This window comes from Pseudomonas sp. LB3P81 (assembly GCF_054897965.1).
On sequence record NZ_JBUBVG010000001.1, the window covers coordinates 1,939,539 to 1,964,137 of the forward strand.

27 protein-coding genes and 4 pseudogenes are annotated in these 24,599 nt (G+C 58.4%); 11 read left to right on the forward strand and 20 right to left on the reverse strand.

The annotated features are described in order from the left end of the window. Positions 1-132 precede the first annotated feature (132 nt). The gene (locus ACYZTL_RS08965; RefSeq protein ID WP_461951490.1) at positions 133-1,677 is read left to right on the forward strand and encodes a Fic family protein; all 1,545 of its coding nucleotides are present in this window, start codon (positions 133-135) and stop codon (positions 1,675-1,677) included. A gap of 62 nt (positions 1,678-1,739) precedes the next feature. Here ACYZTL_RS08965 and ACYZTL_RS08970 read toward each other — a convergent pair whose 3' ends face one another. Beyond that, complete coding sequence (locus tag ACYZTL_RS08970; protein ID WP_461951491.1) at positions 1,740-1,919, reverse strand: hypothetical protein; 180 nt, start codon at positions 1,917-1,919, stop codon at positions 1,740-1,742. A 445-nt stretch (positions 1,920-2,364) separates the two neighbouring features. Between ACYZTL_RS08970 and ACYZTL_RS08975 the strand changes: the two genes are divergently transcribed. Further along, positions 2,365-2,634, forward strand: a complete 270-nt coding sequence (locus ACYZTL_RS08975) for a short-chain dehydrogenase (RefSeq protein ID WP_461951492.1) — start codon at positions 2,365-2,367, stop codon at positions 2,632-2,634. 295 nt (positions 2,635-2,929) lie between these two features. Here the strand turns inward: ACYZTL_RS08975 and tam are convergent, their stop codons facing one another. Next, positions 2,930-3,700 (reverse strand): trans-aconitate 2-methyltransferase, encoded by a 771-nt coding sequence (gene tam / locus ACYZTL_RS08980; RefSeq protein WP_461951493.1) that lies wholly within the window; start codon positions 3,698-3,700, stop codon positions 2,930-2,932. 247 nt (positions 3,701-3,947) lie between these two features. Here tam and ACYZTL_RS08985 point away from each other — a divergent pair, with 247 nt between their 5' ends. Next, positions 3,948-4,358 carry a low affinity iron permease family protein gene (locus ACYZTL_RS08985; protein ID WP_461951494.1) on the forward strand — a complete coding sequence of 137 codons (411 nt, stop codon included), beginning with the start codon at positions 3,948-3,950 and terminating at the stop codon, positions 4,356-4,358. Between the two features lie 67 nt (positions 4,359-4,425). Here ACYZTL_RS08985 and ACYZTL_RS08990 read toward each other — a convergent pair whose 3' ends face one another. From ACYZTL_RS08990 to ACYZTL_RS09015, 6 genes are all read right to left on the reverse strand, one after another. Beyond that, the gene (locus ACYZTL_RS08990; RefSeq protein ID WP_461951495.1) at positions 4,426-4,929 is read right to left on the reverse strand and encodes a DUF4142 domain-containing protein; all 504 of its coding nucleotides are present in this window, start codon (positions 4,927-4,929) and stop codon (positions 4,426-4,428) included. Positions 4,930-5,002: 73 nt separating this feature from the next. After that, complete coding sequence (locus tag ACYZTL_RS08995; protein WP_461951496.1) at positions 5,003-5,161, reverse strand: stress protein; 159 nt, start codon at positions 5,159-5,161, stop codon at positions 5,003-5,005. A 116-nt stretch (positions 5,162-5,277) separates the two neighbouring features. After that, a complete protein-coding gene (locus tag ACYZTL_RS09000; RefSeq protein ID WP_461951497.1) occupies positions 5,278-6,627 on the reverse strand; it encodes a sensor domain-containing protein in 1,350 nt (449 codons plus the stop codon). Between the two features lie 45 nt (positions 6,628-6,672). Next, complete coding sequence (locus tag ACYZTL_RS09005; RefSeq protein ID WP_461951498.1) at positions 6,673-7,098, reverse strand: hypothetical protein; 426 nt, start codon at positions 7,096-7,098, stop codon at positions 6,673-6,675. A gap of 17 nt (positions 7,099-7,115) precedes the next feature. Next, positions 7,116-7,580: a fosfomycin resistance glutathione transferase gene (gene fos, locus ACYZTL_RS09010; RefSeq protein WP_461951499.1), complete on the reverse strand. Its 465-nt coding sequence runs from the start codon at positions 7,578-7,580 to the stop codon at positions 7,116-7,118. Between the two features lie 30 nt (positions 7,581-7,610). Next, positions 7,611-8,345 (reverse strand): PA3715 family protein, encoded by a 735-nt coding sequence (locus tag ACYZTL_RS09015; protein WP_461951500.1) that lies wholly within the window; start codon positions 8,343-8,345, stop codon positions 7,611-7,613. A 163-nt stretch (positions 8,346-8,508) separates the two neighbouring features. On the opposite strand from ACYZTL_RS09015, the gene ACYZTL_RS09020 reads away from it, so the two are divergent. Further along, the gene (locus ACYZTL_RS09020; RefSeq protein ID WP_461951501.1) at positions 8,509-8,748 is read left to right on the forward strand and encodes a CopG family ribbon-helix-helix protein; all 240 of its coding nucleotides are present in this window, start codon (positions 8,509-8,511) and stop codon (positions 8,746-8,748) included. After that, positions 8,738-9,022, forward strand: a complete 285-nt coding sequence (locus ACYZTL_RS09025) for a type II toxin-antitoxin system RelE/ParE family toxin (protein ID WP_461951502.1) — start codon at positions 8,738-8,740, stop codon at positions 9,020-9,022. The genes ACYZTL_RS09020 and ACYZTL_RS09025 overlap by 11 nt, the downstream gene beginning before the upstream one ends. Before the next feature lie 153 nt (positions 9,023-9,175). Here the strand turns inward: ACYZTL_RS09025 and ACYZTL_RS09030 are convergent. Next, positions 9,176-9,541, reverse strand: a pseudogene (locus ACYZTL_RS09030) (MFS transporter); the annotation flags it as partial. Between ACYZTL_RS09030 and ACYZTL_RS09035 the strand changes: the two are divergent. Together ACYZTL_RS09035 and ACYZTL_RS09040 are read left to right on the forward strand one after the other, a co-directional pair. Further along, positions 9,537-10,324 (forward strand): annotated as a pseudogene (locus tag ACYZTL_RS09035) (aminotransferase class I/II-fold pyridoxal phosphate-dependent enzyme); the annotation flags it as partial. The pseudogenes ACYZTL_RS09030 and ACYZTL_RS09035 overlap by 5 nt on opposite strands. Before the next feature lie 18 nt (positions 10,325-10,342). Next, the gene (locus ACYZTL_RS09040) at positions 10,343-11,509 is read left to right on the forward strand and encodes an MFS transporter (protein ID WP_461951503.1); all 1,167 of its coding nucleotides are present in this window, start codon (positions 10,343-10,345) and stop codon (positions 11,507-11,509) included. On the opposite strand, the gene yiaY is transcribed toward ACYZTL_RS09040, so the two are convergent. Continuing rightward, positions 11,506-12,654 carry an L-threonine dehydrogenase gene (gene yiaY, locus ACYZTL_RS09045; protein ID WP_461951504.1) on the reverse strand — a complete coding sequence of 383 codons (1,149 nt, stop codon included), beginning with the start codon at positions 12,652-12,654 and terminating at the stop codon, positions 11,506-11,508. The two genes, ACYZTL_RS09040 and yiaY, sit on opposite strands and share 4 nt — an antisense overlap. 157 nt (positions 12,655-12,811) lie before the next feature. Between yiaY and ACYZTL_RS09050 the strand changes: the two genes are divergently transcribed. Next, entirely contained in the window at positions 12,812-13,831 is a 1,020-nt protein-coding gene (locus tag ACYZTL_RS09050) for a DUF4917 family protein (protein ID WP_461951505.1), read from the forward strand. 155 nt (positions 13,832-13,986) lie between these two features. On the opposite strand, the pseudogene ACYZTL_RS09055 reads toward ACYZTL_RS09050, so the two are convergent. After that, positions 13,987-14,085, reverse strand: a pseudogene (locus ACYZTL_RS09055) (cupin domain-containing protein); the annotation flags it as partial. Between the two features lie 42 nt (positions 14,086-14,127). Between ACYZTL_RS09055 and ACYZTL_RS09060 the strand changes: the two are divergent. Beyond that, positions 14,128-14,286 (forward strand): annotated as a pseudogene (locus tag ACYZTL_RS09060) (dihydrodipicolinate synthase family protein); the annotation flags it as partial. A gap of 120 nt (positions 14,287-14,406) precedes the next feature. On the opposite strand, the gene ACYZTL_RS09065 reads toward ACYZTL_RS09060, so the two are convergent. The 3 genes from ACYZTL_RS09065 to ACYZTL_RS09075 form a co-directional block, all read right to left on the reverse strand. Further along, positions 14,407-14,751, reverse strand: a complete 345-nt coding sequence (locus ACYZTL_RS09065) for a YegP family protein (RefSeq protein WP_461951506.1) — start codon at positions 14,749-14,751, stop codon at positions 14,407-14,409. A gap of 179 nt (positions 14,752-14,930) precedes the next feature. After that, positions 14,931-15,236, reverse strand: coding sequence for a ribbon-helix-helix domain-containing protein (locus ACYZTL_RS09070; RefSeq protein ID WP_214381205.1), 306 nt, complete (start codon positions 15,234-15,236; stop codon positions 14,931-14,933). 14 nt (positions 15,237-15,250) lie between these two features. Next, entirely contained in the window at positions 15,251-15,832 is a 582-nt protein-coding gene (locus ACYZTL_RS09075) for a DJ-1/PfpI family protein (RefSeq protein ID WP_201255973.1), read from the reverse strand. Between the two features lie 339 nt (positions 15,833-16,171). On the opposite strand from ACYZTL_RS09075, the gene ACYZTL_RS09080 reads away from it, so the two are divergent. Then, on the forward strand, positions 16,172-17,062 hold the full coding sequence (locus ACYZTL_RS09080; protein ID WP_461951507.1) for a DMT family transporter: 891 nt from the start codon (positions 16,172-16,174) through the stop codon (positions 17,060-17,062). A gap of 67 nt (positions 17,063-17,129) precedes the next feature. Here the strand turns inward: ACYZTL_RS09080 and ACYZTL_RS09085 are convergent, their stop codons facing one another. From ACYZTL_RS09085 to ACYZTL_RS09110, 6 genes are all read right to left on the reverse strand, one after another. Next, positions 17,130-17,924, reverse strand: a complete 795-nt coding sequence (locus ACYZTL_RS09085; protein ID WP_461950135.1) for an IS3 family transposase — start codon at positions 17,922-17,924, stop codon at positions 17,130-17,132. A 35-nt stretch (positions 17,925-17,959) separates the two neighbouring features. Next, the gene (locus ACYZTL_RS09090; protein WP_461951414.1) at positions 17,960-18,256 is read right to left on the reverse strand and encodes a transposase; all 297 of its coding nucleotides are present in this window, start codon (positions 18,254-18,256) and stop codon (positions 17,960-17,962) included. A 125-nt stretch (positions 18,257-18,381) separates the two neighbouring features. After that, positions 18,382-19,599 carry a class I SAM-dependent methyltransferase gene (locus ACYZTL_RS09095; protein ID WP_461951508.1) on the reverse strand — a complete coding sequence of 406 codons (1,218 nt, stop codon included), beginning with the start codon at positions 19,597-19,599 and terminating at the stop codon, positions 18,382-18,384. A 269-nt stretch (positions 19,600-19,868) separates the two neighbouring features. Next, positions 19,869-20,486, reverse strand: coding sequence for a TPM domain-containing protein (locus tag ACYZTL_RS09100; protein WP_461951509.1), 618 nt, complete (start codon positions 20,484-20,486; stop codon positions 19,869-19,871). A gap of 28 nt (positions 20,487-20,514) precedes the next feature. Beyond that, positions 20,515-21,279 carry a TPM domain-containing protein gene (locus ACYZTL_RS09105; protein WP_461954288.1) on the reverse strand — a complete coding sequence of 255 codons (765 nt, stop codon included), beginning with the start codon at positions 21,277-21,279 and terminating at the stop codon, positions 20,515-20,517. A gap of 134 nt (positions 21,280-21,413) precedes the next feature. Continuing rightward, positions 21,414-22,022: a LemA family protein gene (locus tag ACYZTL_RS09110; RefSeq protein WP_461951510.1), complete on the reverse strand. Its 609-nt coding sequence runs from the start codon at positions 22,020-22,022 to the stop codon at positions 21,414-21,416. A 238-nt stretch (positions 22,023-22,260) separates the two neighbouring features. Between ACYZTL_RS09110 and bglX the strand changes: the two genes are divergently transcribed. Then, positions 22,261-24,552: a beta-glucosidase BglX gene (bglX, locus tag ACYZTL_RS09115; RefSeq protein WP_461951511.1), complete on the forward strand. Its 2,292-nt coding sequence runs from the start codon at positions 22,261-22,263 to the stop codon at positions 24,550-24,552. Positions 24,553-24,599: the final 47 nt, after the last annotated feature.

A 24,599-nucleotide genomic window follows, 5' to 3' on the forward strand; every position in this document is an offset into this window, starting at 1 on the left:
TTTTTTTGGGAATCACGGTTTTAGTATCAAAATTCACACAGGATTAGTATTTTCGCATCGTAGAAAATTAACGTTTTCGCGCCACATGAGCGTTTTGTTAGCATTTTCATTGCCCTATTAAGGAATTCGTCAATGCCAGTCGGTTTCAAGGCCCTCGCCGATCGCTACGACATCGCACTTGCACAGCCTCTGCGCGTCGAGTCCACGATTGGCTCTGCACGTGTCAGCCGCGAAAGTGACGGTAATGTGAAGAACCGGTATCCACAAAGTTACCGACCCGCAGACGATTTCGCAGGACATTTCGAATTCGGGCTCAAGTACGAAGAGATTCATCTTGAATTCTTTGCTCGCCTGTTTGCGGCAATAGGCCCGCAACCTATTGAAGAATGGTGTCGACGAGAGCCTTTCGGCCAGTACGCCCGGCGCACCGGGTTCCTTTACGAATGGCTGACAGGGGAACGTCTGGATGTGCCTGACGTGACCAATGGCGCCTATGTCGATGCACTTTCACCCCAAAAATATCTGACTCGTCGCGAGCCACTGCGAACGCGACGCTGGCGAATCAATAACAACCTGCCGGGGACGGCTGAGTTCTGCCCCTTGGTTCGTCGTACGACGTCAGTACAGGAAGCTTTGCAGTTCGATCTACGCGCGGCATTGGCTGAGTTGGATCAGGCATTCGGCGCCGACATCCTTATGCGAACGGCCAGTTGGCTGACGTTCAAGGAGTCCCGCGCGAGCTTCCTTATCGAAAAAGAAGCCGATCAGGCTGACCGCATCCAGCGGTTCGCCCATGTAATTGCCCAGCATTGCGGCCATATCGAAAACCCGTTGAGCAACGCCAGCCTGCAATCCCTGCAAGCCGGCATTCTGGGGCGTGATGCCATCGGACTGGGCTTGCGGCGCTCTCCTGTGTTTGTGGGTCAGGCCACAATGCGCGAGGACATCGTGCATTACATTGCCCCCCATTCCGCGGATCTTGCGCAGTTGCTGGCAGGACTCAACGAGTTTGAGGTCGCAACCCGTGGCGCGGAGTCACTGGCACGTGCCGCTGTGTTGGCATTTGGCTTCGTCTATATCCATCCCATGCGCGATGGCAACGGCCGGATTCATCGCTTCCTGATCAACGACACTCTGATTCGGGATAAGGCAGTACCCGACGGCGTGATCCTGCCGGTGTCAGCCACCATCACCAGTTCGATCGACTTCCGGGCCGGCTACGATCGTACGCTCGAAGTGTTCTCGCGACCGTTCATGCGACGTTACGCGACGGCCTATCGCTTCGGCGAACTCGTGACCTACGAGGATGGCACTCCCAGCAATTTCATCTTCGATGAATACGAGGACGCATGCTTTGCCTGGCGGTATCCCGATCTGACCGAACACGTCCTGTACACCGCACGCGTCGTCGAGCACACGATTCGAACGGAAATGGCGGATGAAGCCAGAGTACTGGTGATCTTTCAGCGAGCTCAAGAGCAGCTGAAAGAGGTATTGGAAATGCCGGACCAGGATGCGAACCGCATTATTCGCTCCATCAAGGAGAATGGCTGGATGGTGTCTGGCAAGTTGAAGAAAGGGTATCCGCAGCTTGAAGATGAGGGCATGGCGGGCCGCGTCGTGGAGGCGGTGCGTTCTGCGTTTGAGGATCGGCAGATGGGGGCTGGTGAAGAGTGATATGTTGCGGATCCGGATAGCCAGAACTACGCCGGGTTTTAAATTGGCATTGCGGCGAAAGCTCAGGCTGCCGGAGTCGTGGACAGTGCAGCTTTGATAGCTTCTGCTTTTTGCACGACGTCACGTTGGGACGCGTTAGCCTTGCAAATTACGCCCATCAAAATCTCGCGCCGGGTTTTGGCAGGCGTGTTGGAGAAAAACTCAGTCAATGCGCTGGCTTTCTCGCCATTAGCGGTACTCATTAATTTTCAGACCTCCGTTAATCGAGCTAAATTTTCTGACGTCATACCTGATATTCCCTTCTCTACCCGACTCAAAATTACACCAATCCGGTTGCCATTCAGGTTTCGAATCGAGCCGGTTTACCAGAAAAGGCAAGGTCCTACACGACTCTGGGAATTGTCCGTAGACTTGTCCATTGCTGTGCCTTTGTCATGAGTCCTATAGTCCGAACGCGCCCAAATGGCGTATTGGGTTTGGCGACTCGATGACTGGTACAGAAGCCTCCGAGAATTTCTCGGAGCGCTTTTGAACGCACTTGGCTGCCTTTTTTTGGTGGCTGTGCGTGGGAGACCCCAGGGTCTGCCGGTTTTGCCATGTCCCGGTTCGCCAACCCACGTACAGCTACCACCCTATTGTTTGGCGACGATTGAGTGGTAGGTCTTCCCTTAGATATGGTGATCACTCATGAATGAATATATGGCTTTAACCAGCAACGCCGACGACCTTCCCACGTTCTACGTAAATACCACCCAACCGCTGCATTCACTGCTCAGCTCCGCCCGCTACAGAATTGGCGCGGTAACGCAGGTCCTGGAAAACCTCGCGATGCGCGGCGAAATCATCACCGACTCGGTGATTCTCAGCGACTTCGCAATGCTCTGCAGCATCCCCTTGCGAGATGGCTGCGATGTGCTGGATGTCATTGCGCGACGTATGGATGCGGAACCGTCCTGACGTTAAACAGCGGCGCCTTGCGGGGCGCCCTTTGCGTTTTCGCCCATCACGTATATTTTCCGTATAGATCCCCACAAGCCCGTAAAGAAGCAGTAGCGCAACATCAAGCCCGACACCCCCCCCCCTACTCTGCCAGCTCACCTTTCGCTTAGAGATCAGCATGGAAAATTCAGAGTTGGGGATCATGATCATTTCAATGATTGGGTTGTTCGGCTTTGCTTCGTTTCTTTTCGATTACTTGAGCGCCAAGCGAAGGGACAGATAACGTTCAACGTTATCCGTCCCTTTTTTGCGCTTAGCGCGTCGCGACGATGAACAATCGCGGGAACGGCAGCAGCACCGAACCATCGCTCAGCGCCGGATACGCCTGCTCGATCGCGGTGTGATATTGCTTGAGGTACTGCGCCTTTTCCGCGTCATCCAGCGGTTCGAGAAACGGCCGCAAACCGCTGCCCTTGAACCACTCGACCACGCCCGACGCACCGCCCGCCAACGGATGATGGTAGGAGGTGCGCCACACATCGACGCGCGCGCAGTGCGGTCGCAGCATTGAGTAGTAATCGCTGGCACTGGCCATTTCCGTGCGTTGCCCGGCGGCGTCTGCCAACTTGCTGGCCCACGGGCCATCGGCAGCGACTTCGCGCATCAGGCGATGGGACGGCTCGTTGAGGTTGTCGGGCATCTGAATGGCCAGGCTGCCGCCCTGGGTCAGTCGGGCGGCCAGCGAAGGCAGTAACGTCGCGTGATCGGGCAACCACTGCAACACCGCGTTGGCGAATATCACGTCGAACGGGCCGCTCTCGTTCCAGGTGCCGATATCAACGGTGTCGAACTGCACCTGCGGCAAGCGCTTGCGGGCGGCGTCGATCATGTCGCTCGAACTGTCCACGCCACGCACCGTGGCGCTGGTGAAGCGCTCCACCAGCAGCTCGGTCGAGTTGCCCGGGCCGCAACCGATGTCGATGGCCGAGCGTGCGTCCACAGGCGGGATCGCCGCGAGCAGGTCGCGTGCCGGGCGGGTGCGTTCATCTTCAAAAGCGACGTATTGTTTGGCGGACCAACTCATTGCGTTCTCCTGTAGAAACGTTGTCTCGACCTGGGCAGACAACCGGTTCGCTACGATACATCGACCGAGGAACTTAGCTCTATTCGACCTGTGGCGGCGGCTCATCAATTAACCTTTGTATTAACTGACAACGCCATCGCCAGCAAGCCGGCTCCTACAGATTTCGGTGGTTTCGAAAATGTAATCAGAATTTTCATCACGCCCGCGCTGTCACAAATTCAGGCGCATCCCTTTAAGGAACACGGCAATGAAATTCGCAAAAATCTCGCAGAAACTCGCCTTGTGGGCCGGAAGTCCCAAGACGTTCATGGGGGCGTTGATTCTCATCGGTCTGTGGGGGTTGAGCGGGCCGTTTTTTGACTACAACGACACTTGGCAACTGATCATCAACACCTCGACCACGATCATCACCTTCCTGATGGTGTTCCTGATCCAGAACACGCAAAACCGCGATACCGACATCTTGCATTTGAAAATCGACGAACTGCTGCGGGTGAACAAGGAAGCGAAGAACGCGATGCTGGGGCTGGAGTCACTCGACCTGAAGCAGCTGGAAGCGCTGCGTAAACACTACCGCGCCATGGGCGAAAACGAGGTGCATGATCTGGCGGGGCTGGCGACCACGAGCAAGCACAAACAGAACTTGAACGACTGCTGAGTACTAACAAAAACGGCGCGTGATGTGAATCACGCGCCGTTTGTTTTAAACGCCGTCAACCGCGGCCTCATCGACCTGCTTGCAGCGCCTTGGCCATTTGCAGATGGTTTTGCAGTTTGGGCAGGGTTTCTTCAGCAAAGGCTTTGATTTCCGGCACATCGGTGGTCTGCGCTTCCTGCTGCAGTTGTTCGATGGATTCCTGCGTGGTCTTCACCTGACTGGCGGCATAGGCCTGATCGAAGGTCGCGCCGTCCTGCACTTCCGGCATCAAGGTTTTGGCCTTGTCGATCACCTCTTCCCGTGGCGCCACCGGCAGATCCAGTTGCCTGGCGATTTTCGCCAGGTGCTGGTTGGCGGTGGTGCGATCATTGATGACGACGATGGTGTAGTCCTTGACCTCTCTGGATTCGGACTTCAGGTGCGCCAAGCGGCTGGCTTCGATGTCGGCCATGCCTTTGGCCGAAGCATCGTTAATGAATTCGGCGGGGGACTGGGCAAAGGCACTGCTGGCACACAGGCCCAGTAACGTGGCAAAACCGGCGTTGCGTATTCGGGTGGCCATCCGGCTCATGGTCGCGCCCTCCTCTCTATAAATTCAAACGGGAGCTTTCGCTCCCGTCTCTCAATCAAAACTACTTTCACCACTACTTGGATTTCTGGCCACCTTTACGGCCCATATCGGGTTTCGCAGGCTCTTTATCGACGGTCGTGGTGGTAGTTTTCCCACCTTTACGATCGGCTTCAGACGCTTTCGTTCGATCGGCGGCAGTATGTCCCGCGTTCGAGTTTCGTGAGTTAGGCATGATTCTCTACCTCTTGCTAATGATCGCGGCGAGCAGGAGCCCGCATAGAATCTGAATTTGGATCACTGCAAAGGTTTAGAAAAAATGGGATCGATGCGACGAACGGTGACAGCCATTCAGGCCCCGTACTGCAGGTGATTCTGGCGTTTGGCGCTGTACATGGCCTCGTCGGCGTGGCGGAACAATTGCTCCTCTTCCGTACCGTGTTCGGGGTAATGGGCGACGCCGATGCTCGGCTGGATGTTGAGGTTGTGCCCGTCCAGTCGCAATGGCTGAGCCAGTATCTGACGGATTTTTCCGGCGACGCCGTCAGCATCTTCCGCAGCCTGGATGCTGTGCAACAACACCACAAATTCATCACCGCCGATACGCGCCACGGTGTCGGTTTCGCGCACGCAACCTTTCAGACGATTGGCGACCGCTTGCAGCAGCATGTCGCCGACCGCATGGCCGTGGGTGTCGTTGACTTCCTTGAAGCGGTCGAGGTCGACATACAGCAGCGCCATGCGCCCGCACTCCGACTTGGCCCGTGTCAGCGAGGCTTTCAGCCGGTCACGGAGCAACTCGCGATTGGGCAGTTGGGTCAGTTGATCGTATTGGGCCATGCGCTGCAGCCGGGTATGCAACTGCTTACGCTCGATCGCGGTCGCGATCTGGGCGCACACGAACTGCAACAGTTCCTTGTCTTGCTCGGTATAGCGCTCGCCACCGGCCACGCTTTTAACGATCAACGCGCCGATGGTGCCGTTCTGCGAGCTCAACGGCACGCCGAGCCAGCAGGGCGAATGCTGGCCCGCGACCAGCGCCTCGAATCCTGCGGGTGTGTTTTCCTGATTCGGGGTCAACAGGATCGGTTGGCCGCTGCGGATCACTTCGGCACACAGCCGCCCGGTGACTGTTCCGGGCTGTTCGGGTTGCTGTTCTTTGTCGTCGACGTGGTAAGGGAAATTGAGCTGCGCGCAGTGCTCGTCATACAGCGCCACGGAGAAATTCAGCGCCGGCAGCCATTCACCGATGATCAAGTGAATGCGCTTGAACAGCGCCAACAAATCTTCCGCCGCGTGGGCCGCTTCGGAGATCGCATACAGTGCCGCTTGCCGGGACTCGGCCTGCTTGCGCTCGGTGATGTCGCGGGCCACGGCAATGCGCAGTTGATCGACTTCGGACCAGCGCGCGGACCACAGGATGTGCACTACACGGCCATCCTTGCACACGTAACGGTTTTCGAAGTTGAGTTTGGGTTCGCCGCCCATGATCTCCCGGGCGGCGTCGAGGGTGCGCTGGCGATCGGCGGGATGCACCAGATCGATCATCGGCTGGCCGACCAGTTCGTCAGGTGTATAACCGAACATGCGCTCGCAGGCCGCGCTGACAAAAACAAAGCGACCTTGTTTATCAACCGCGCAAACGGCGTCCAGCAGTAGATCGATGTAACTCGCCAACGGCGCGGAATTTGTGGTTGCCATGGTGCAGAGCGCATGTCCGAACAATGCAGCACTAAAAACCATCCCTTACCGGTGATGATGCCGCTGACGCGTCCCTGCGATCAGCTTCAAGCCTTGTTCGGCATCAGCCCCCGGCAAAGCATGCACCAGGGCGTTGATGGCGAAACCGATAAACATCACCCCGCACAGCCGGGTGATCGCCAGTTCATGCCGTTGATACAGGCAGCGCACCTGCCGTGCACCGACGATGCCAATGAGGATAGCGTAGGCGATCAGACCACCGACGAAGCTCAGAACGATCAGCCAGGGCAACATCGACCAATGCAGCAACTCCGCACGGCTGGACAGCAGCGCCGTGCAAATGCTCGCACAAAAACCCGCCCCAGCCCGCCGCCCACGCGCCGCGCCGATGCCAAACACCGCCAACACCCCCGGTGTGATGCCGTAAATGAAGCCCGAGGCGAGAACGGCCATTAGCAGCGATGGGGTCATCGGGAAATTCTTTTGTACTATTTGGTGAATGGGCGCAAGTCTAGATCAGGTCCTCGGGAATCGACTGACTGATCGTCGAAGAACTTCATGCCTGCGTAGGGCCGTTGTCGACAGGCCGCCAGTCGCGATGCCAGATCGCCAACATGGGCTTCGAGCTTGTGGCCGTCGGGGTCGAGGAAGTAGAAGGATGCGCCTTCGCTGCGGTTATCCCGCCATTCCTCGACGTTGCTGGCCCTAAGGCGTTCGACGAATTGCGGGAAGTCTGGTGCGCTGATGCTGAAGGCGTAATGGGTGTAATCGGCGGCGGGCTCTGAACTGCGCAGCGGATCGAGGGAAAGGCACAGCCACAGGCCCGGCAGCGAGAGGTAGGCGCCGGTGTTCCAGGTGGCGTCGAGCTGAAGGTGAAGGATGTCGTGATAGAACGCTACGCTGCGGGTCAGGTCGGTGACGGCGAGGGTCAGGTGGTTGAGGCCTGTGAGCATTAGTGATTAACCCTGATCGGTGCGCAGTATTTATATACCTTTGAAACCTTGAGGCAGGATGTAGCTTTTACCGTCGTATCGAAGCGTCGTAAGCACCGGTTTGGCTGTAAGGGTTTTGGATTCACAAGCCTCCACTTCGCCCTTCCCGACTTCGCGGGTGGTTACTGTTTTGACGATCAGATCCGCGTAGCCATGTGAACTGGTTTTGCCGATTTCGAGTGTACGGGTGTGTTGATAAAGCTCTCCGCCGCAATTGCCATCCCATTCACCTCCGTACTCATAGGTGATGAGCTTTTCCAGGACCGGACGTAACCTGTCCACCTCCTTCACATAGAGCGAGAGCAACTTTTCATTCACAGGATTGACGCGGGACGAGCCATTGAACGTGGCGCGCACGCCAAACGCTCTCAGGTCGGGCGTGAGCTGGTAACGTGCGGTATCGAGTTGCAGGTCTTCAAAGGCAATGGCATCCGACTCAAAAGCCGCTGCCTTGTGATACGTCGCCAGCGGTTTCGAATCGCCAGCCGATACAACGGCAAGATTGAGGTCGTATTTACCCTGAGGGCCATAATCGCTCGCTGAATATCCCGACTCGAATTGCGACAACGCCTTTATCGTCAGCCCCGGATAAGCCGGCCAGTCTTTGCACACCGAATAGCCGAAATCGCCTGCCAGAAACGGCTTCTCGCAAGCAGCGAAAACCTGCATCGTCGACACCAGACCGCACAGCGCCACACAATTCATCCATCCAGACTTCAATGTCATTCTTTCCTCCTAATGTGCTTCGAATACCAGGCGGTTCCAGGCGGGCACTATCCTTGGCTCTGTGATCTCATTCAATCGATTGTTGCGACAGACGAACGGCTGACCGCTCTCTCTATATGACGATGTAGTATGTTGTATTACAAACAACTACATCGAGACCATCATGTCCGTCATGTCCTTGCGCCTGCCAGACGAAATTGCCGATACCCTCGCCACTCTTTCCAAAGCCACAGGCCGCAGCAAATCGTTTCTTGCCGTGGATGCATTGCGCGAATACCTGGCCCGGGAAGCCTGGCAAATCGAAGAAATTCAAAAAGCATTGATAGAAGCCGACGCAGGGGATTTCGCAACGCCTGAAGAAGTAAATGCAATCGCCAACAAATGGATAGCCAATGCGCGTTGAGTGGTTGCGTACTGCATCAAAGAACCTCGATGACGAAGCTGCGTACATCGCGATGGAAAATCCAAAAGCAGCAGCAGATTTCGTTCAAGCCATTCTCGCCAGCGTCGATCACTTGGCTCGCTTTCCTGCAACAGGCCGTGAAGGTCGTTTGCCCGGCACTCGTGAATGGATCCTGCCTGACCAGCCATATTTGATTCCCTATCGAGTTCGCCAAGGTCGCCTACAAGTGCTTCGGGTCTTTCATACACGACGCCTTCCGCCCACTAATTGGTAGAGATCAGCGACTGTCAGTCAGTCTTCGCGAGCAAGCCCGCTCCCACAGGGACAGCGCTAGACACGACTATTGTGTCCTCCGCCGATCCAATGTGGGAGCGGGCTTGCTCCGGGCGGCGATCCGACGAAAGCGGTTTAACTGACGCCGCAGATTTCAGAACTTGTCGAGCGTGCGCAGTTTCTGCGGCAATCCCCACAACAACAGCGCATCCGCGATCAGCGCGCAGACGCCGATGACATAGAGCGCAGGCGTGGTGCTGCCGGTCAGGTCCTTGATCCGTCCGACCATGACCGGGCTGACGATGCCGCCGAACTGGCCGAGGGTGTTGATCACCGCAATCCCGCCCGCAGCGCCTGCGCCGGCACCAGCCAGCAATTTCGGCGGCCGGGTCCAGAAACTCGGAATGGAGGCGATGATCCCGGCGCCGGGCAAGCCCAGCGCGACGATCAGGAAGGTCGTGTGGTTGGCAAAGATCTCTGCGCAGAAGAACCCCAGCGAGCCCACCGCCACCAGCCCCCTGATGGCGTTCGATCGGCTGGCCCATTATTCGATGAACCACTTGAAATCGACATGCGCAGACGAAACCCACGTAGTGACGTGCCCGCATAACGGCATGGATTTTCTCGAGGACCTGTCGCGTACATCGCCGACGGCGCGTACAGCATGGGCGGGGTCGCAGACATGAATAGCCTTTTGTACCTGAAAGAGCGTTATGGGCTGTTTCTGTACCTGGATGATTCCCACGCACTGTCCGCTGTCGGAACATTCGGTGCCGGCCTCGTACGCCCCAGAATTCAGGCGTTTGATGATAATTGCCTGATCGTCGCGTCCCTGGCCAAATCGTTTGGCGCCAGTGGCGGGCTGGTGATGCTGGGCATCGAGCGACAGAAAAAACTGATTCAACGCTATGGCGGCCCCTGTAACTGGTCGCAAAGCCTGAACAGCGCAGCCATTGGTGCCGGCAGCGCGTCCATCCAGTTGCATCGCACCTTGGAATTCGCCGCGTTACAGGAAAAACTTCAGGCTAATATCCAGCTCTTTGACAGCCTGATTCGAACCGGACAACACGGCAGCAACATGGCGATTCGACCGATTCGCTGCGGTGAAGCGGCGTTAGCCAACAACATCGCCATCGAACTGGCCAATCTCGGATTCTTTACCTCGGCCGTGTTTTTCCCGGTAGTTGCACAAGGTCAGGCAGCCCTCCGTATCACCCTGCGTGCCGACATGGAGCCGATACTGATCCGCCAGTTTTGTGAACTCGTGACCGAACTCTTACACGCTCGGAACATCGGTGATTGAAAACCCAAGGAAGATTCGATGAAGAGCAGCACCACCCTCCTAGTCACCTGCAGCACGGTTTTTCTCGCGCAATTGGGCATGAGCATTTACCTGCCGGCACTACCGGAAATTTCCCGGGACGTGTCCGGCGACGCCTCGCAGGTTTCGTGGGGATTGGCGGTGTATCTGATCGGAATGGCCCTGCCGATGCTGTTCTGGGGCAGCCTTGGTCAGCGCATCGGCCGAAAGCCGGTGCTGCTCGCGGCGCTAGGCATTTATGGGTTGGGCAACCTCGCCCTGCCCCTGGGCCAGACGCTCGAATCCTTTCTGTTTTTCAGACTGGTTCAAGGCATCGGCGCCAGCGGGATTTCGGTCATGGCCCGGGTGCTGATCCGTGACAGCTTTCGGGGGGACTTGCTGGCCAAGGCACTGTCCTGGCTTTCAATTTCTTTCGTGGTGGCGCTGGGTATCGGTCAGTACCTGGGGTCGATCATCCAGGTAACGCTGGGCTGGCCGGCGATTTTCTACCTGCTGGGCAGTGTGAGTCTGTTGCTCGCGATGGTGGTGGCACAGGTCACGTTCCCAATGCGGGTGGAAGACAATGTTCAATCGCCCGCGTGGCCGAGCTACGGGCGCATTCTGCGGGATCGAGCTTTCCTGCTGCCGGCACTTACCGGCGGGCTCGGTTATGGGGTGATCATCGCATTCAACACAGCGGCGCCGCTGGTTCTGCAAGGACCGTTCAACTGGTCGGCCGTGGAATACGGACTGTTAGGCTGGCCGATCAGCGCGGCCTATTTTCTGGGGGCATTGGGGGTCAACGGTTTGGTGCTGCGCACCGGTCAGCGTCGGTTGATGACGGCGGGCGTGGGGCTGGTACTGGCTGGCAGCGCGGTGATGTTGCTGGGGAGCATTGCGGGCACTTCGATTGCGCTGTTGTTCTGGTTGCCCTACTGCATTGCGGTGTTTGGCCAGTCATTGAATTACCCGATCAGCCTGTCGCTGGCCAACGACGGTTCGCCGGTCGGCGGGGCTTATGCAATGGCATTGAGCGGGTTCATTCATCAACTGATGGCCGCCGTTATCGGTGGGATTGCCAGTTTGATCGCCAGTCAGCAGGCATGGCCGCTGTCACTGTTATGCACCTTGCTGGCCTTGGGCGCGATACTCTGCGTGATCATCGCGCCCGGTCGTAAAAACGCTTAAAACGCGTTGCGGAAAATCTCCTCGATCTGCCGCTGATCCGCCGCCCGCGGATTGGTCACACCACACGCGTCTTTCAGGGCGTTGGTGGCGAGGGTCGGGATGTCGTTGAGCCGGGCACCGAGTTCGCGAAGGCCGGCGGGAATTTCTACATCTTTGGCCAGGCTACGAATTGACTCGATGGCCGCCTGGGCACCTTCTTCGGGGCTGAAGCCGCGAACATCGGCGCCCATTGCATGGGCCACGTCGGTCAGGCGATCGGCGCATACCAACGCGTTGAAGCTCTGCACGTGTGGCAACAGCACCGCGTTACATACGCCATGGGGCAGATCGTAGAAGCCACCCAACTGGTGAGCCATGGCGTGCACATAGCCCAACGAAGCATTGTTGAACGCCATGCCCGCGAGGAATTGCGCGTACGCCATGTTCTCCCGCGCCGCCATGTCGCTGCCATCGCGCACGGCCAGGCGCAGGTTGTTGCTGATCAGCGTGATCGCCTTCAACGCGCAGGCATCGGTGATCGGGTTGGCGGCGGTGGACACGTAGGCTTCGATGGCGTGAGTCAGCGCGTCCATGCCGGTGGCCGCCGTCAGGCTCTTGGGCATGGCGACCATCAGCGCCGGGTCGTTGACCGACAGCAGCGGCGTGACGTTGCGGTCGACGATGGCCATTTTCACGTGGCGCGATTCGTCGGTGATGATGCAGAAACGCGTCATCTCGCTGGCCGTGCCGGCGGTGGTGTTGATGGCGATCAGGGGCAGTTGCGGCTTCTCGGATTGATCGACGCCTTCGTAATCGCGGATCTGCCCGCCATTGGTCGCACACAACGCGATGCCTTTGGCGCAGTCGTGGGGCGAACCACCGCCCAGTGACACGACAAAATCACAGCGACTCTCCTTGAGCAGGCCCAGACCGCTCTCGACGTTGGCGATGCTCGGGTTGGGTTTGGCACCGTCGAAGATCACCGAGTCGATGTCCTGCATCGCCAGTTTTTCGGCAATCATCGCCGCCACACCGGCCTTGGCCAGCCCTGTGTCGGTGACGATCAGCGCCTTGCGAAAGCCGTACTTGCGAATGGCGTCCATCGCTTCGTCGAGGCAACCGATGCCCATGATGTTCACGGAGGGAATGAAAAACGTGCTGCTCATGAGCGAATCTCCAGTCTGGGGCCGTATCGGCTGTTCGATCCGGCGTATATCCACAGGATCGACCCATCGGTCCAGCGCTAACTTGATCTGGCTCAAGTCCGGGTCGTGATAAAGTCGCCGGCCATCCGACCTTTTGCTTTTTGAGACGACCACCGCAATGACCGATTTCCAGGATGTCGATGCCCAACTTGAAGACTGGAACGTCTTGCGCGCCACCGCCTCGTTCAGCGGCCTGCTGGTGGGCAACGGCGCCAGCCGCGCCGTGTGGGACGATTTCGGCTACGACTCGCTGTTCGAAAACGCCCGCACCGTCGAAGAAAAACCCCTGAGCCAGTCCGAACTGAGCGTGTTCGACGCGATGCAGACGCGCAGTTTCGAGCAGGTGCTGGGCGCGCTGAAAACCACCAGCCGCGTGAACAAGGCCCTGGCCGTCAGCTCCGCCGCGCCGCGCAATCGCTACTACGCGATCAAGGAAGCGCTGATCAACACCGTGCACGCGGTGCATATCCCGTGGCGGCTGGTGGTGCCCTCGACACTGGCGACGATCAGTCAGGAACTGGGGCGTTATCGGACGGTGTTCACCACCAATTACGACTTGCTCAACTACTGGGCGATTCAGCACCAGCCTGATGCCATCACCGACCTGTTCCAGGGTGCCGAGCCGGGGTTTGACTTGAGCGCCACGGCCACCGATAAAACCCGCTTGCTATACCTGCACGGCGGTTTGCATCTGGTGCGCAATCAAGACGGTACGGCACGCAAACTGATGTCGACCGAGGGCACGTTGCTGGGCAGTTTTGCGATCAACAACACGATCAAGACGCTGGATGACGTTCCGCTGTTTGTGAACGAAGGGCCGAGCACGGACAAGCTCAAGACGATTCGAAGTTCGGATTATTTGTCGTTTTGTTATGACCAGCTATTGGGTCATGGCGAGGGGTTGTGTGTCTTTGGGCACGCGCTGGGTGAGCAGGACAGCCACATCGTTCATGCGCTGCGCCAGGCGCAACCGAAGGTGGTAGCGATCTCGATTTATCCGCGCAGCAAGGCGTTCATCCAGCATCAGAAGCGGCATTACGCGAAGGTGTTTGAGGGAACCGGATCAGAACTGCGTTTTTTTGATTCGAAGACGCATGCACTGGGTAGCCCGAAGCTTACGGTTCCCGTCGAGGTCTGAAGCGAACACATACCTGTGGCGAGGGAGCTTGCTCCCGCTGGGTTGCGAAGCAGCCCCCTGCATTCTTTCAGAGAAAACTCATTGTCAGGTTTTACGGCTGCTTCGCAGCCGAGCGGGAGCAAGCTCCCTCGCCACAAAAGCGCCCGCGGCGCCCAATCATTCCTTTGCACCACCACCAACAACTGCGCCTGAACCTCGCCCACTGAGCGGATCCGGTGCGGTTTCTGCGCATTGAAGTGCAGCGCATCGCCGCGAAAGCCCACGGCGCCGACGTTTTGATGGTGCTGCCCACCTCGCCGCTGCTGGATTTCATTTTGAAGGGTGGGTTGCCGGCGACGATCAAGGCCGGCTTGCGCTCGACCGGGCTGGAAGTGGGGGATCCGCGGTTGCCGGTGTTTCCGTTGGGTGAGGCCGGACGTGGTCAGTTGCAGGCATTGCTGGACGCATTGCGCTGACCTTCAACCCACACAAATCCCCTGTAGGAGCCGGCTTGCTGGCGATGGAGTGTCAGCGATATAAGCGTCGACTGACACACCATCGCCAGCAAGCCGGCTCCTACAGAAATTGTGGTGTTTTTAAAGCACCGGCAAGGTCTTGTCCTTGATCACCGTGGTCGGGCCGTTGGCCTTGACGCTGGCGATGCCTTTATCCCGCGCGGAATCAGAGGAATAGGCTTCGCTGCTGCCGATAATCTCGTGGTTGCCGGCCTTGAGGTTGAAGTAAGGATGGCCGTCCTTGGTGGTCTTTTTCTCGTAGCGTTCGTCCAGCGGGCTGTTCTTCTGCACCGAGGCTATGCCGTTTTCGGCGGCGCTGCGGGTGGTGTAGTGCTCGCTGTTCAGAATCGGTTCGGCATTCGCCGCTTTCAGCACAAACCGAAATTGGCCGTTGCTGGTTTTGCTCAACTCGTACCATCCAGACATGCTCTTTCTCCTTGGCGATTGAGAGGTTTCGCGCTTCAGAGTAAAGACCACCTCAGGATTTCTGTCGCCTGTACCGGCCCCTTCGCGAGCAAGTCGGATCGCCGCACCGCCGCTCCCACATAGGAATGCGCTCCCCTGTGGGAGCGGGCTTGCTCGCGAAGGGGGCGACGCGGTCCGGACTACTTCGCAGCCGCCCGCACCACCGACAACTCCGGCGCAGCCACCCGCCGCTGCGACAAATACCGCGTACAACTCACCCGCAAAAACGAAGCAAAATTCACCACCTCACCGCGATAATCCATCACCTCTTCATACAGCTTGGCGATCAACTGGTTGGTGGTCATGCCGTCGACCTCGGCGATTTCGCTGAGGATGTCCCAGAACTGATTCTCCAGCCGCAGGGTGGTGACCACCCCGCAGATGCGCAGCGAGCGGGAGCGCGATTCGTAGAGAATCGGATCGGCTTTGACGTAGAGCTCGCACATGCAAACGACCCTCGTTACAGCGTGATTTTGGTGCCCAGCAAGCCGAGGAAACCGGCGAGCCAGCTCGGGTGGGCCGGCCAGGCCGGAGCCGTGGCCAGATTGCCTTGAACGTGACCTTCCGTCACCGGGATGTCGATGAACGTACCGCCCGCCAAACGTACTTCCGGTGCGCAGGCCGGGTAAGCGCTGCACTCGCGACCCTCGAGAATGCCTGCCGCCGCCAGCAATTGCGCACCGTGACACACGGCGGCGATCGGCTTGCCGGCCTTGTCGAAGGCGCGTACCAGTTCCAGGACTTTTTCGTTCAGGCGCAGGTATTCCGGTGCCCGACCGCCGGGGATCAACAGCGCGTCGTAGTCGGCTTCGGCGACCTTGGCGAAATCGAAGTTCAGGGCGAACAGGTGGCCGGGTTTTTCGCTGTAGGTCTGGTCGCCTTCGAAGTCATGGATCGCTGTGCGCACGGTCTGGCCGGCGGTTTTGTCCGGACAGACGGCATGTACCGTGTGACCGACCATCAGCAATGCCTGGAACGGCACCATCACTTCGTAGTCTTCGACGTAATCGCCGACCAGCATCAGGATTTTCTTGGCAGCCATGGGGAGGACTCCTCTGGGGAATGCTTGGGAGTATTCAAGGTAGTCCTAATCTGCCGGGGCGGGTAATAACCAGCTACTACGGGCGATGCAGATTGGATTTGGCTTTTGTGGCGAGGGAGCTTGCTCCCGCTGGGCTGCGGAGCGGCCCCTTGCATTCTTCGCACAGAATCAGGTCTGCAGGTTTCACGACTGCTGCGCAGCCGAGCGGGAGCGAGCTCCCTCGCCACAGGGATCGCGCTCAACTGTACGGATATTTCTGTGCCTAGCTGTAAGCGCCAAAACCATAGGTTTATGGCTATATGAAAACACTTTCCACCACCCTCGATTCTGGTTGCCCTCATGTCCTCGCGCGAAAACACCGGCATGGCCCTCGGCCTGCTCGGCGTTGTGATTTTCAGCCTCACCCTGCCCTTCACACGGATCGTCGTGCAGGAACTCCATCCACTGCTCAACGGCCTGGGTCGTGCGCTGTTCGCGGCGATTCCGGCAGCGATATTGTTGCTGTGGCGCCGGGAACAATGGCCGACCTGGAAACAGGTCAAAGGCCTGACCCTGGTGATCGCCGGGGTGATCCTAGGTTTCCCGGTGCTCTCGGCCTGGGCCATGCAAACCTTGCCGGCGTCTCACGGTGCATTGGTCAACGGCCTGCAACCGCTGTGCGTGGCGTTGTACGCCGCGTGGTTGTCCCACGAACGACCGTCGAAAGCCTTCTGGGCCTGCGCCGCGCTGGGCAGTGCGCTGGTGCTGGGTTACGCGCTGATCAGCGGCGCCGGCAGCATTCAGGCCGGTGATTTGCTGATGCTTGGCGCAATTGCCGTGGGTGGTCTGGGTTATGCCGAAGGTGGCCGACTGGCCAGGGAGATGGGTGGCTGGCAGGTGATCTGCTGGGCGCTGGTGCTGTCGACGCCGCTGTTGATCGGGCCGGTGGTATACCTGGCGTTGCAACATCAGGGCGAGATTTCGGCCAAGACCTGGTGGGCGTTTGGTTATGTTTCGCTGTTCTCGCAGTTCATTGGTTTCTTTGCCTGGTACGCCGGCTTGGCGATGGGCGGCATTGCCCGGGTCAGTCAGATTCAGTTGTTGCAGATCTTCTTCACCATCGCGTTCTCGGCACTGTTCTTTGGTGAACACATCGAGCCGATCACCTGGCTGTTTGCTGCCGGGGTGATCGTGACGGTGATGCTCGGACGCAAGACTGCGGTGAAACCCGCACGCATTGCAACGGCATAAAGCAAAATCAAAAGATCGCAGCCTTCGGTGTAGTGGTTCAGTTTTTTTGCACCACTCCGTAGGAGCATTAAGCCGCCTGCTGCTCAAACAGCGCAGGCGGCAAGTTGTTCGAGGCTGAGTGGCAACGGCGATGGTTGTAGTGCGAGATGAAATCCATCACATCCTTCTCCGCTTCGAAATGATTCTGGTATCCGTTTTCCGGCATCCAATCGTGCTTCAACGTCCTGAAGTAGCGCTCGACTACTGCGTTATCCCAGCAGTTACCTCGACGACTCATGCTCTGAACGATCCGGTTTTCTGCCAAGCACTCAACAAAGCGATCGGCGGTGTATTGGCAGCCCTGATCAGAGTGAAATAGCAGTTCAGGCATCGGACGGCGTAGTGCTACCGCAAGCTTCAGTGCCTTCATAGACAGCTCGGCATCCGCTGTTCGTGAGCAAGCCCATCCCACAATCCTGCGCGAAAACAGGTCCATCACCACTGCCAGGTACAGCCAGCCATGTCCCACTCTGATGTAGGTGATATCACCTGCCCAAAGCGTGTCTGACCGGGCTGGATTGAAACGACGATCAAGTATGTTCGGTGCAACGACAGCTGGCTTCGTGGCCCGGCGATAGTGCGCATAACGTGGCCTGCGCCGCTGTAGGTCAAAGGTCTTGATCAAGGTACGCATTCGATAACGCCCTATAAAAACTCCCTCTTTCCTCAACTCCTTGGATAGCCCGCGAGTACCCAATGCTTCTCGATGCTGCTTATGCAACGCACGAAGTTTACTCCCCAGATCTCCCAAAACTGGTCGCTGCCGCACGGCTTTACGTTTCACGTAATAGCTGCTGCGGGCCAAGCCGAACAAGACACACATACGCCGAATCGACATTGCCCCTCTGATGCCATCAATCACTTGGTTCGACCGAACAGAACCTTTAGATGAGAGGGCAATTGCTTTTTTAGCACTTGGTTCTCGGCTTCAAGTAGCGCCAGTTTCGCCTGGAGCGACTCAATCAGCTCCTGATCCTGTAGGCGAGGAGCTTGCACAATTCCTTCCTGCTCCCGGCGCCAGCGTGAAACCCAGCGGCGTAACGCTGTTGGCCCCACACCTGTAGCCTCACAGGCTTTAGGTATGGAGTAATTCATCTCCACAACCAAGCGAATGGCTTCCGCTTTTTCCTCAGAGGTAACAACCCGATATCCCATGATGCTTCCTTAAATCGACGCTCCTACATCATGGTCCAAAAACGTTCGACCACCACACGGCAGCTCCTACAGGATGTACGCCATCAAACTGTAGGAGCTGCCGAAGGCTGCGATCTTTTCGGGGGTTAGCTTAAATAGCCGTCAGCCCGCAGCAAGGTTTCGAGGCAGTGTTCGCTGATCTGATAGAAATCCTTCAGCTCCTGAATCTTCACCAACAACTGCGCCGGGTCCACCGGCTCGGCGCGTTTGACCGCCAGGATCATCTTGTTCTTGTTGGTGTGGTCCAGTGAGATGAACTCGAACACCTTGGTTTCATAACCGCAGGCTTCAAGGAACAGCGCACGCAAACTGTCGGTGACCATTTCCGCTTGCTGACCCAGATGCAAACCGTATTGCAGCATCGGCTTGAGCAGCGCCGGGCTCTGGATTTGCAGGCGGATCTGTTTGTGGCAGCACGGCGAACACATGATGATCGAGGCGCCGGAGCGGATGCCGGTGTGAATCGCATAGTCGGTGGCGATGTCGCAGGCGTGCAGCGCGATCATCACGTCCAGCTCGCTCGGCGCGACGCTGCGCACGTCGCCGCACTTGAATACCAGGCCCGGATGTTCCAGCTTCGCGGCGGCGGCGTTGCACAAGTTGACCATTTCTTCACGCAATTCGACGCCGGTCACCTCGCCTTCGGCGTTCAAGGTGTTGCGCAGGTAGTCGTGGATCGCGAACGTCAGGTAACCCTTGCCCGAACCGAAATCCGCGACCCGCACCGGTTTGTCCAGCGCCAGCGGCGAGGTGGTCAGCGCATGGCTGAAGACTTCGATGAACTTGTTGATCTGTTTCCACTTGCGCGACATCGCCGGAATCAGCTCGTGCTTGCTGTTCGTCACACCGAGGTCGGCGAGGAACGGGCGGCTCAGGTCGAGGAATCGGTTCTTTTCGCGGTTATGCTCAGCGGACGGCACTTCGCGCAATTGCTGAGGTTTGCTCTTGAACAGCGAAGACTTGCCCTTTTTGCTGTATTCGAGCTGGGCTTCGTCGGTCAGCGACAATAAATGCGCATTTTTGAACGAGGCCGGCAACAACGCGGCGATGGTCGCCACGCCCTCGGCCAGCGGCAGATTTTTGGTGATGTCGCGGGTTTTGTAGCGGTAGACGAAGGACAGGCAGGGCTGATCCTTGACCGTTAGCTGCTTGATGATCAGCCGCTGCAGATCCGCTTCGGTGCCGACGTACTTGGCCAGCACCAGTTTGATGAAGGCGTTGGCGTCGAGGCTGGTTTGCAGCAGGTCGATGAACTGGGCGTGGTGATCCGGCGCGAGGCTGGCGGGAGTGGCGGTGACGGACATGGAAAAAACGGCCTCGGGCGGAGCGAATCGGGAATGGCAGGTATTTTAGGGGGGATGGCCGCTCGGAACACGCAGTTATTTACCGAACGGTGAGAATCGTCTGCTGAACGAGTTCCCTGTGGCGAGGGGATTTATCCCCGTTCGGCTGCGAAGCAGTCGTAAAAACCTGAGAACTCGGTCTGACCGATGAATCGAATGGGGCCGCTTCGCGACCCAACGGGGATAAATCCCCTCACCACAATGATGTATGTCACATCCGGAGCGTAAACTCAGCCCAACACCACCAACCGGTTCGGCAACTCATTGCGCACATGCGTCACCGGCACATGCACCTTGAGCAACTCGCCACACGCCTCGACGCACGTCACAAATCCCTGCAACGTCTGCCCCTGCTTTACCTGCTGGGTGAACGCCGCAACAATGGCGTCCCAGTTCTTGTTATCCAGCCGTTTGGAAATCCCTTCACCCACCAGAATTTCCACATAACGCTCGGCCTCGCAGACAAAAATCAGCATGCCGGTGCTGCCCACGGTGTGGTGCAGGTTCTGCTCCAGAAACTGCCGGCGCGCCAGGTTCGACGCGCGCCAGTGCCGCACCGAACGCGGGATCAGGTGCGTGGTGACTTTCGGAATCCGGAACACCAGGCACAGCACGATGAAGGTGAGCCATTGCACCAGCAACAGGCTGTGCATGGTCAGCCAGCCGGTCAGGTAATGCACGACACCCGGCACCACCAGCGCCAGCAAACTGGCCCACAGCAGCGGGATGTACGCGTAGTCGTCGGCGCGGGCCGCGAGCACGGTCACCAGTTCGGCGTCGGTGTCGCGCTCGACCCGGGCAATTGCCTCGGCGACTTTGCGTTGTTCGTGTTCAGTCAGTAGTGCCATGTTTACGAATGCCCGTTCATTGTTGTTATCACCAGCCGCCCGACGAACCGCCGCCCCCGAAACTGCCCCCGCCACCGCTGAAGCCCCCGCCTCCACCGCCACCACCGCCACCCCCAAAACCTCCGCCGCCGAAACCACCACTGGAACCGCCCGAGCCACCTCGGCCCGCTGGCAGAATCCCGAACATCTGCAAGACGAAAACCGTCAGGATGAACAGCAACACCAGAAACACGAAAATCCCTGGATGCCGCGAAACGAAGTCACTCTCCTGATTCCCGCCAGAGTCGTAAACCGTCGATGGCTCATCCAGCGGACTGCCGCCCAACACCACCAGCATCGCCGCGACCCCGTCGCTGATGCCCTTGCTGAAGTTGCCGGTCTTGAACGCCGGGGTGATCACCTGGTTGATGATCACCGAACTCTGCGCATCGGTCAGGCGATCTTCCAGGCCATAACCGACTTCGATCCGCAACCTGCGCTCATCGCGGGCAATGATCAGCAGCGCGCCGTTGTTCTTGTCCTTCTGACCGATGCCCCAGTGGCGCCCGAGTTGATAACCGAAGTCGGCAATGTCAGTGCCCTGCAGGTCCGGCAACGTCACCACCACCAATTGCTCGCCGGTGGCTTTTTCATGGGCGTTGAGCTGTTGCGTCAACTGCTCGCGCACCGACTGCTCGATCATTTGGGCGTTGTCCACCACCCGCCCGGTCAGCTCCGGAAATTTCAGCTCGGCCCGGGCCGTCAGGGCAAACACCCAGAGCATCAGCACCAGGCCCACTTTCAACACGCGTATTGGCAACCTCATCCGTGCACCAACATCAACACGTTTGCTCCTGTAGGAGCTGCCGAAGGCTGCGATCTTTTCTTGGGGGATCGCTGAAAATCAAGATCAAAAGATCGCAGCCTGCGGCAGCTCCTACAGGGTGATCAGAACTTCACTTCAGGCGCTTTCTCGGCACCGGGGCTGGTGGCTTCGAAGGTTTCACGAATCGGCAGATCGCTGTACATCACGGTGTGCCACAAGCGCCCCGGGAAGGTGCGGATTTCGGTGTTGTATTTCTGCACCGCGAGAATGAAATCACGACGCGCCACGGCGATGCGATTCTCGGTGCCTTCCAGTTGCGATTGCAACGCCAGGAAATTCTGGTTGGCCTTCAGGTCCGGATAGCGTTCGGACACCACCATCAAACGACTCAAGGCACCGGTCAACTGATCCTGCGCTTGCTGGAACTGCTTGAGCTTCTCGGGATTGTCGAGGGTGCTGGCATCCACCTGGATCGAAGTGGCCTTGGCCCGTGCTTCGATCACCGCGGTCAGGGTTTCTTCTTCGTGCCTGGCATAGCCTTTGACAGTTTCCACCAGATTGGGGATCAGGTCGGCGCGACGCTGGTACTGGTTCTGCACCTGGCCCCAGGCCGCCTTGGCCTGTTCGTCGAGCGTCGGAATGTTGTTGATGCCGCAACCGGCCAGCATCGTGGTCAGCAACAGCAAGGCTGCGACGTGCAGGCTCGACCGAGTGTGGTGTCTTGCATTCATCTGGTTGACGCTCCCTTGCACATTCCGTTGAAAAAACAACCAGCAACCCTCTGGACGGCCTCTTGGGGCATAATCTGCCGCCGCCACTGGATTGCATCGAGCCAATGGGCTAAAAGATGCACCAGCGCAAAAACACTGCAGAAGTGTGCTGCATTTACCTGAACAACAATAGTCGCTCCCTAATTTTTGGCTGACCGGCGCGTATTCACTGCCGTTTAGGCCCTTGAGAAAACCATTCATGAAGAAGCTGTGTTTGCTGGGCCTGTTCGTCAGCCTGGCCAGTCATACCGTATTGGCCGCCACGACGCCCGCACCTCTGGAGAACAAGGACGCTTTCATCAGCAACCTGATGAAGCAGATGACCCTCGATGAAAAAATCGGCCAGTTGCGCCTGATCAGCATCGGCCCGGAAATGCCTCGGGAGCTGATCCGCAAGGAAATCGCCGCCGGCAATATCGGCGGTACGTTCAACTCCATCACCCGCCCGGAAAACCGTCCGATGCAGGACGCGGCCATGCGCAGCCGGTTGAAGATCCCGATGTTCTTCGCCTATGACGTGATCCACGGCCACCGCACGATTTTCCCGATTCCGATTGCGCTGGCGTCGAGCTGGGACATGGACGCCATTGGCCTGTCCGGGCGCATCGCCGCCAAGGAAGCCGCGGCGGACAGCCTCGACATCACCTTCGCGCCGATGGTCGACGTCTCCCGCGACCCGCGTTGGGGCCGGACTTCCGAAGGCTTCGGCGAAGACACGTATCTGGTGTCGCGCATCGCCGGCGTCATGGTCAGAGCCTTCCAGGGTACTGGCGCGAACGCAGCCGACAGCATCATGGCCAGCGTCAAGCACTTTGCCTTGTACGGCGCGGTCGAGGGTGGTCGCGACTACAACGTCGTCGACATGAGCCCGGTCAAGATGTACCAGGACTACCTGCCACCGTACCGCGCCGCGATTGACGCCGGTGCTGGCGGGGTGATGGTTGCGCTGAACTCGATCAATGGCGTGCCGGCCACCGCCAACACCTGGCTGATGAATGACCTGCTGCGCAAGGAATGGGGCTTCAAGGGCCTGGCGGTCAGCGACCACGGGGCGATTTTCGAGCTGATCAAGCACGGCGTTGCCGCTGACGGTCGCGAAGCCGCGAAGCTGGCGATCAAGGCCGGCATCGACATGAGCATGAACGACACCCTGTATGGCAAAGAACTGCCGGGTCTGTTGAAGGCCGGCGAGATCGAGCAAAGCGACATCGACAACGCCGTGCGTGAAGTGCTCGCCGCCAAGTACGACATGGGCCTGTTCAAGGACCCGTACCTGCGCATCGGCAAGGCTGAAGATGACCCGGCCGACACCTACGCCGAAAACCGTCTGCACCGCGCCGAGGCCCGCGACATCGCGCGCCGCAGCCTGGTGTTGCTGAAGAACCAGGGCGAAACCCTGCCGTTGAAGAAAACCGCGAAGATCGTACTGGTCGGCCCGTTGGCCAAGGCACCGATCGACATGATGGGCAGTTGGGCCGCCGCGGGTCGCCCTGCGCAATCGGTGACCCTGTTCGACGGCATGACCACCGCACTGGGCGCGCAATCGACGCTGATCTACGCCCGTGGCGCCAACATCACCAGCGACAAGAAGGTGCTGGATTACCTGAACTTCCTCAACTTTGACGCCCCGGAAGTGGTGGACGATCCGCGTTCGGCGCAAGTGCTGATCGACGAAGCGGTGAAAGCCGCCAAGGATGCCGATGTGGTGGTTGCAGCCGTGGGCGAATCCCGTGGCATGTCCCACGAATCGTCGAGCCGCACCGACCTGAACATCCCGGCCAACCAGCGCGATCTGATCAAGGCGTTGAAAGCCACCGGCAAACCGCTGGTATTGGTGTTGATGAACGGCCGTCCGCTGTCGATTCTCGAAGAGAAAGACCAGGCCGACGCGATTCTGGAAACCTGGTTCAGCGGCACCGAAGGCGGCAACGCCATCGCCGACGTGCTGTTCGGCGACTACAACCCGTCGGGCAAACTGCCGATCACCTTCCCGCGTTCGGTGGGCCAGATTCCGACCTACTACAACCACCTGAGCATTGGCCGGCCGTTCACGCCGGGCAAACCGGGCAACTACACCTCGCAGTATTTCGATGACACCACCGGTCCGCTGTTCCCGTTCGGCTTCGGTCTGAGCTACACCGACTTCAGCCTGACCGACATGGCGCTGTCATCGACCACGCTGAACAAGACCGGCAAGCTCGAAGCCAGCGTCATGGTGAAAAACACCGGCAAGCGTGACGGCGAAACCGTGGTGCAGCTGTACATCCAGGACGTGACCGGTTCGATGATCCGGCCGCTGAAGGAATTGAAGAACTTCCAGAAAATCATGCTCAAGGCCGGCGAACAGAAAGTCGTGCGCTTCACCATCACCGAGGATGACCTGAAGTTCTTCAATGCTCAGCTCAAGTACGCGGCGGAGCCAGGCAAGTTCAACGTGCAGATCGGCCTGGATTCCCAGGACGTGACGCAGCAGAGCTTTGAGTTGCTGTAACCCTTAAAAGCAAAAGATCGCAGCCTTCGGTGTAGTGGTTCAGTTTT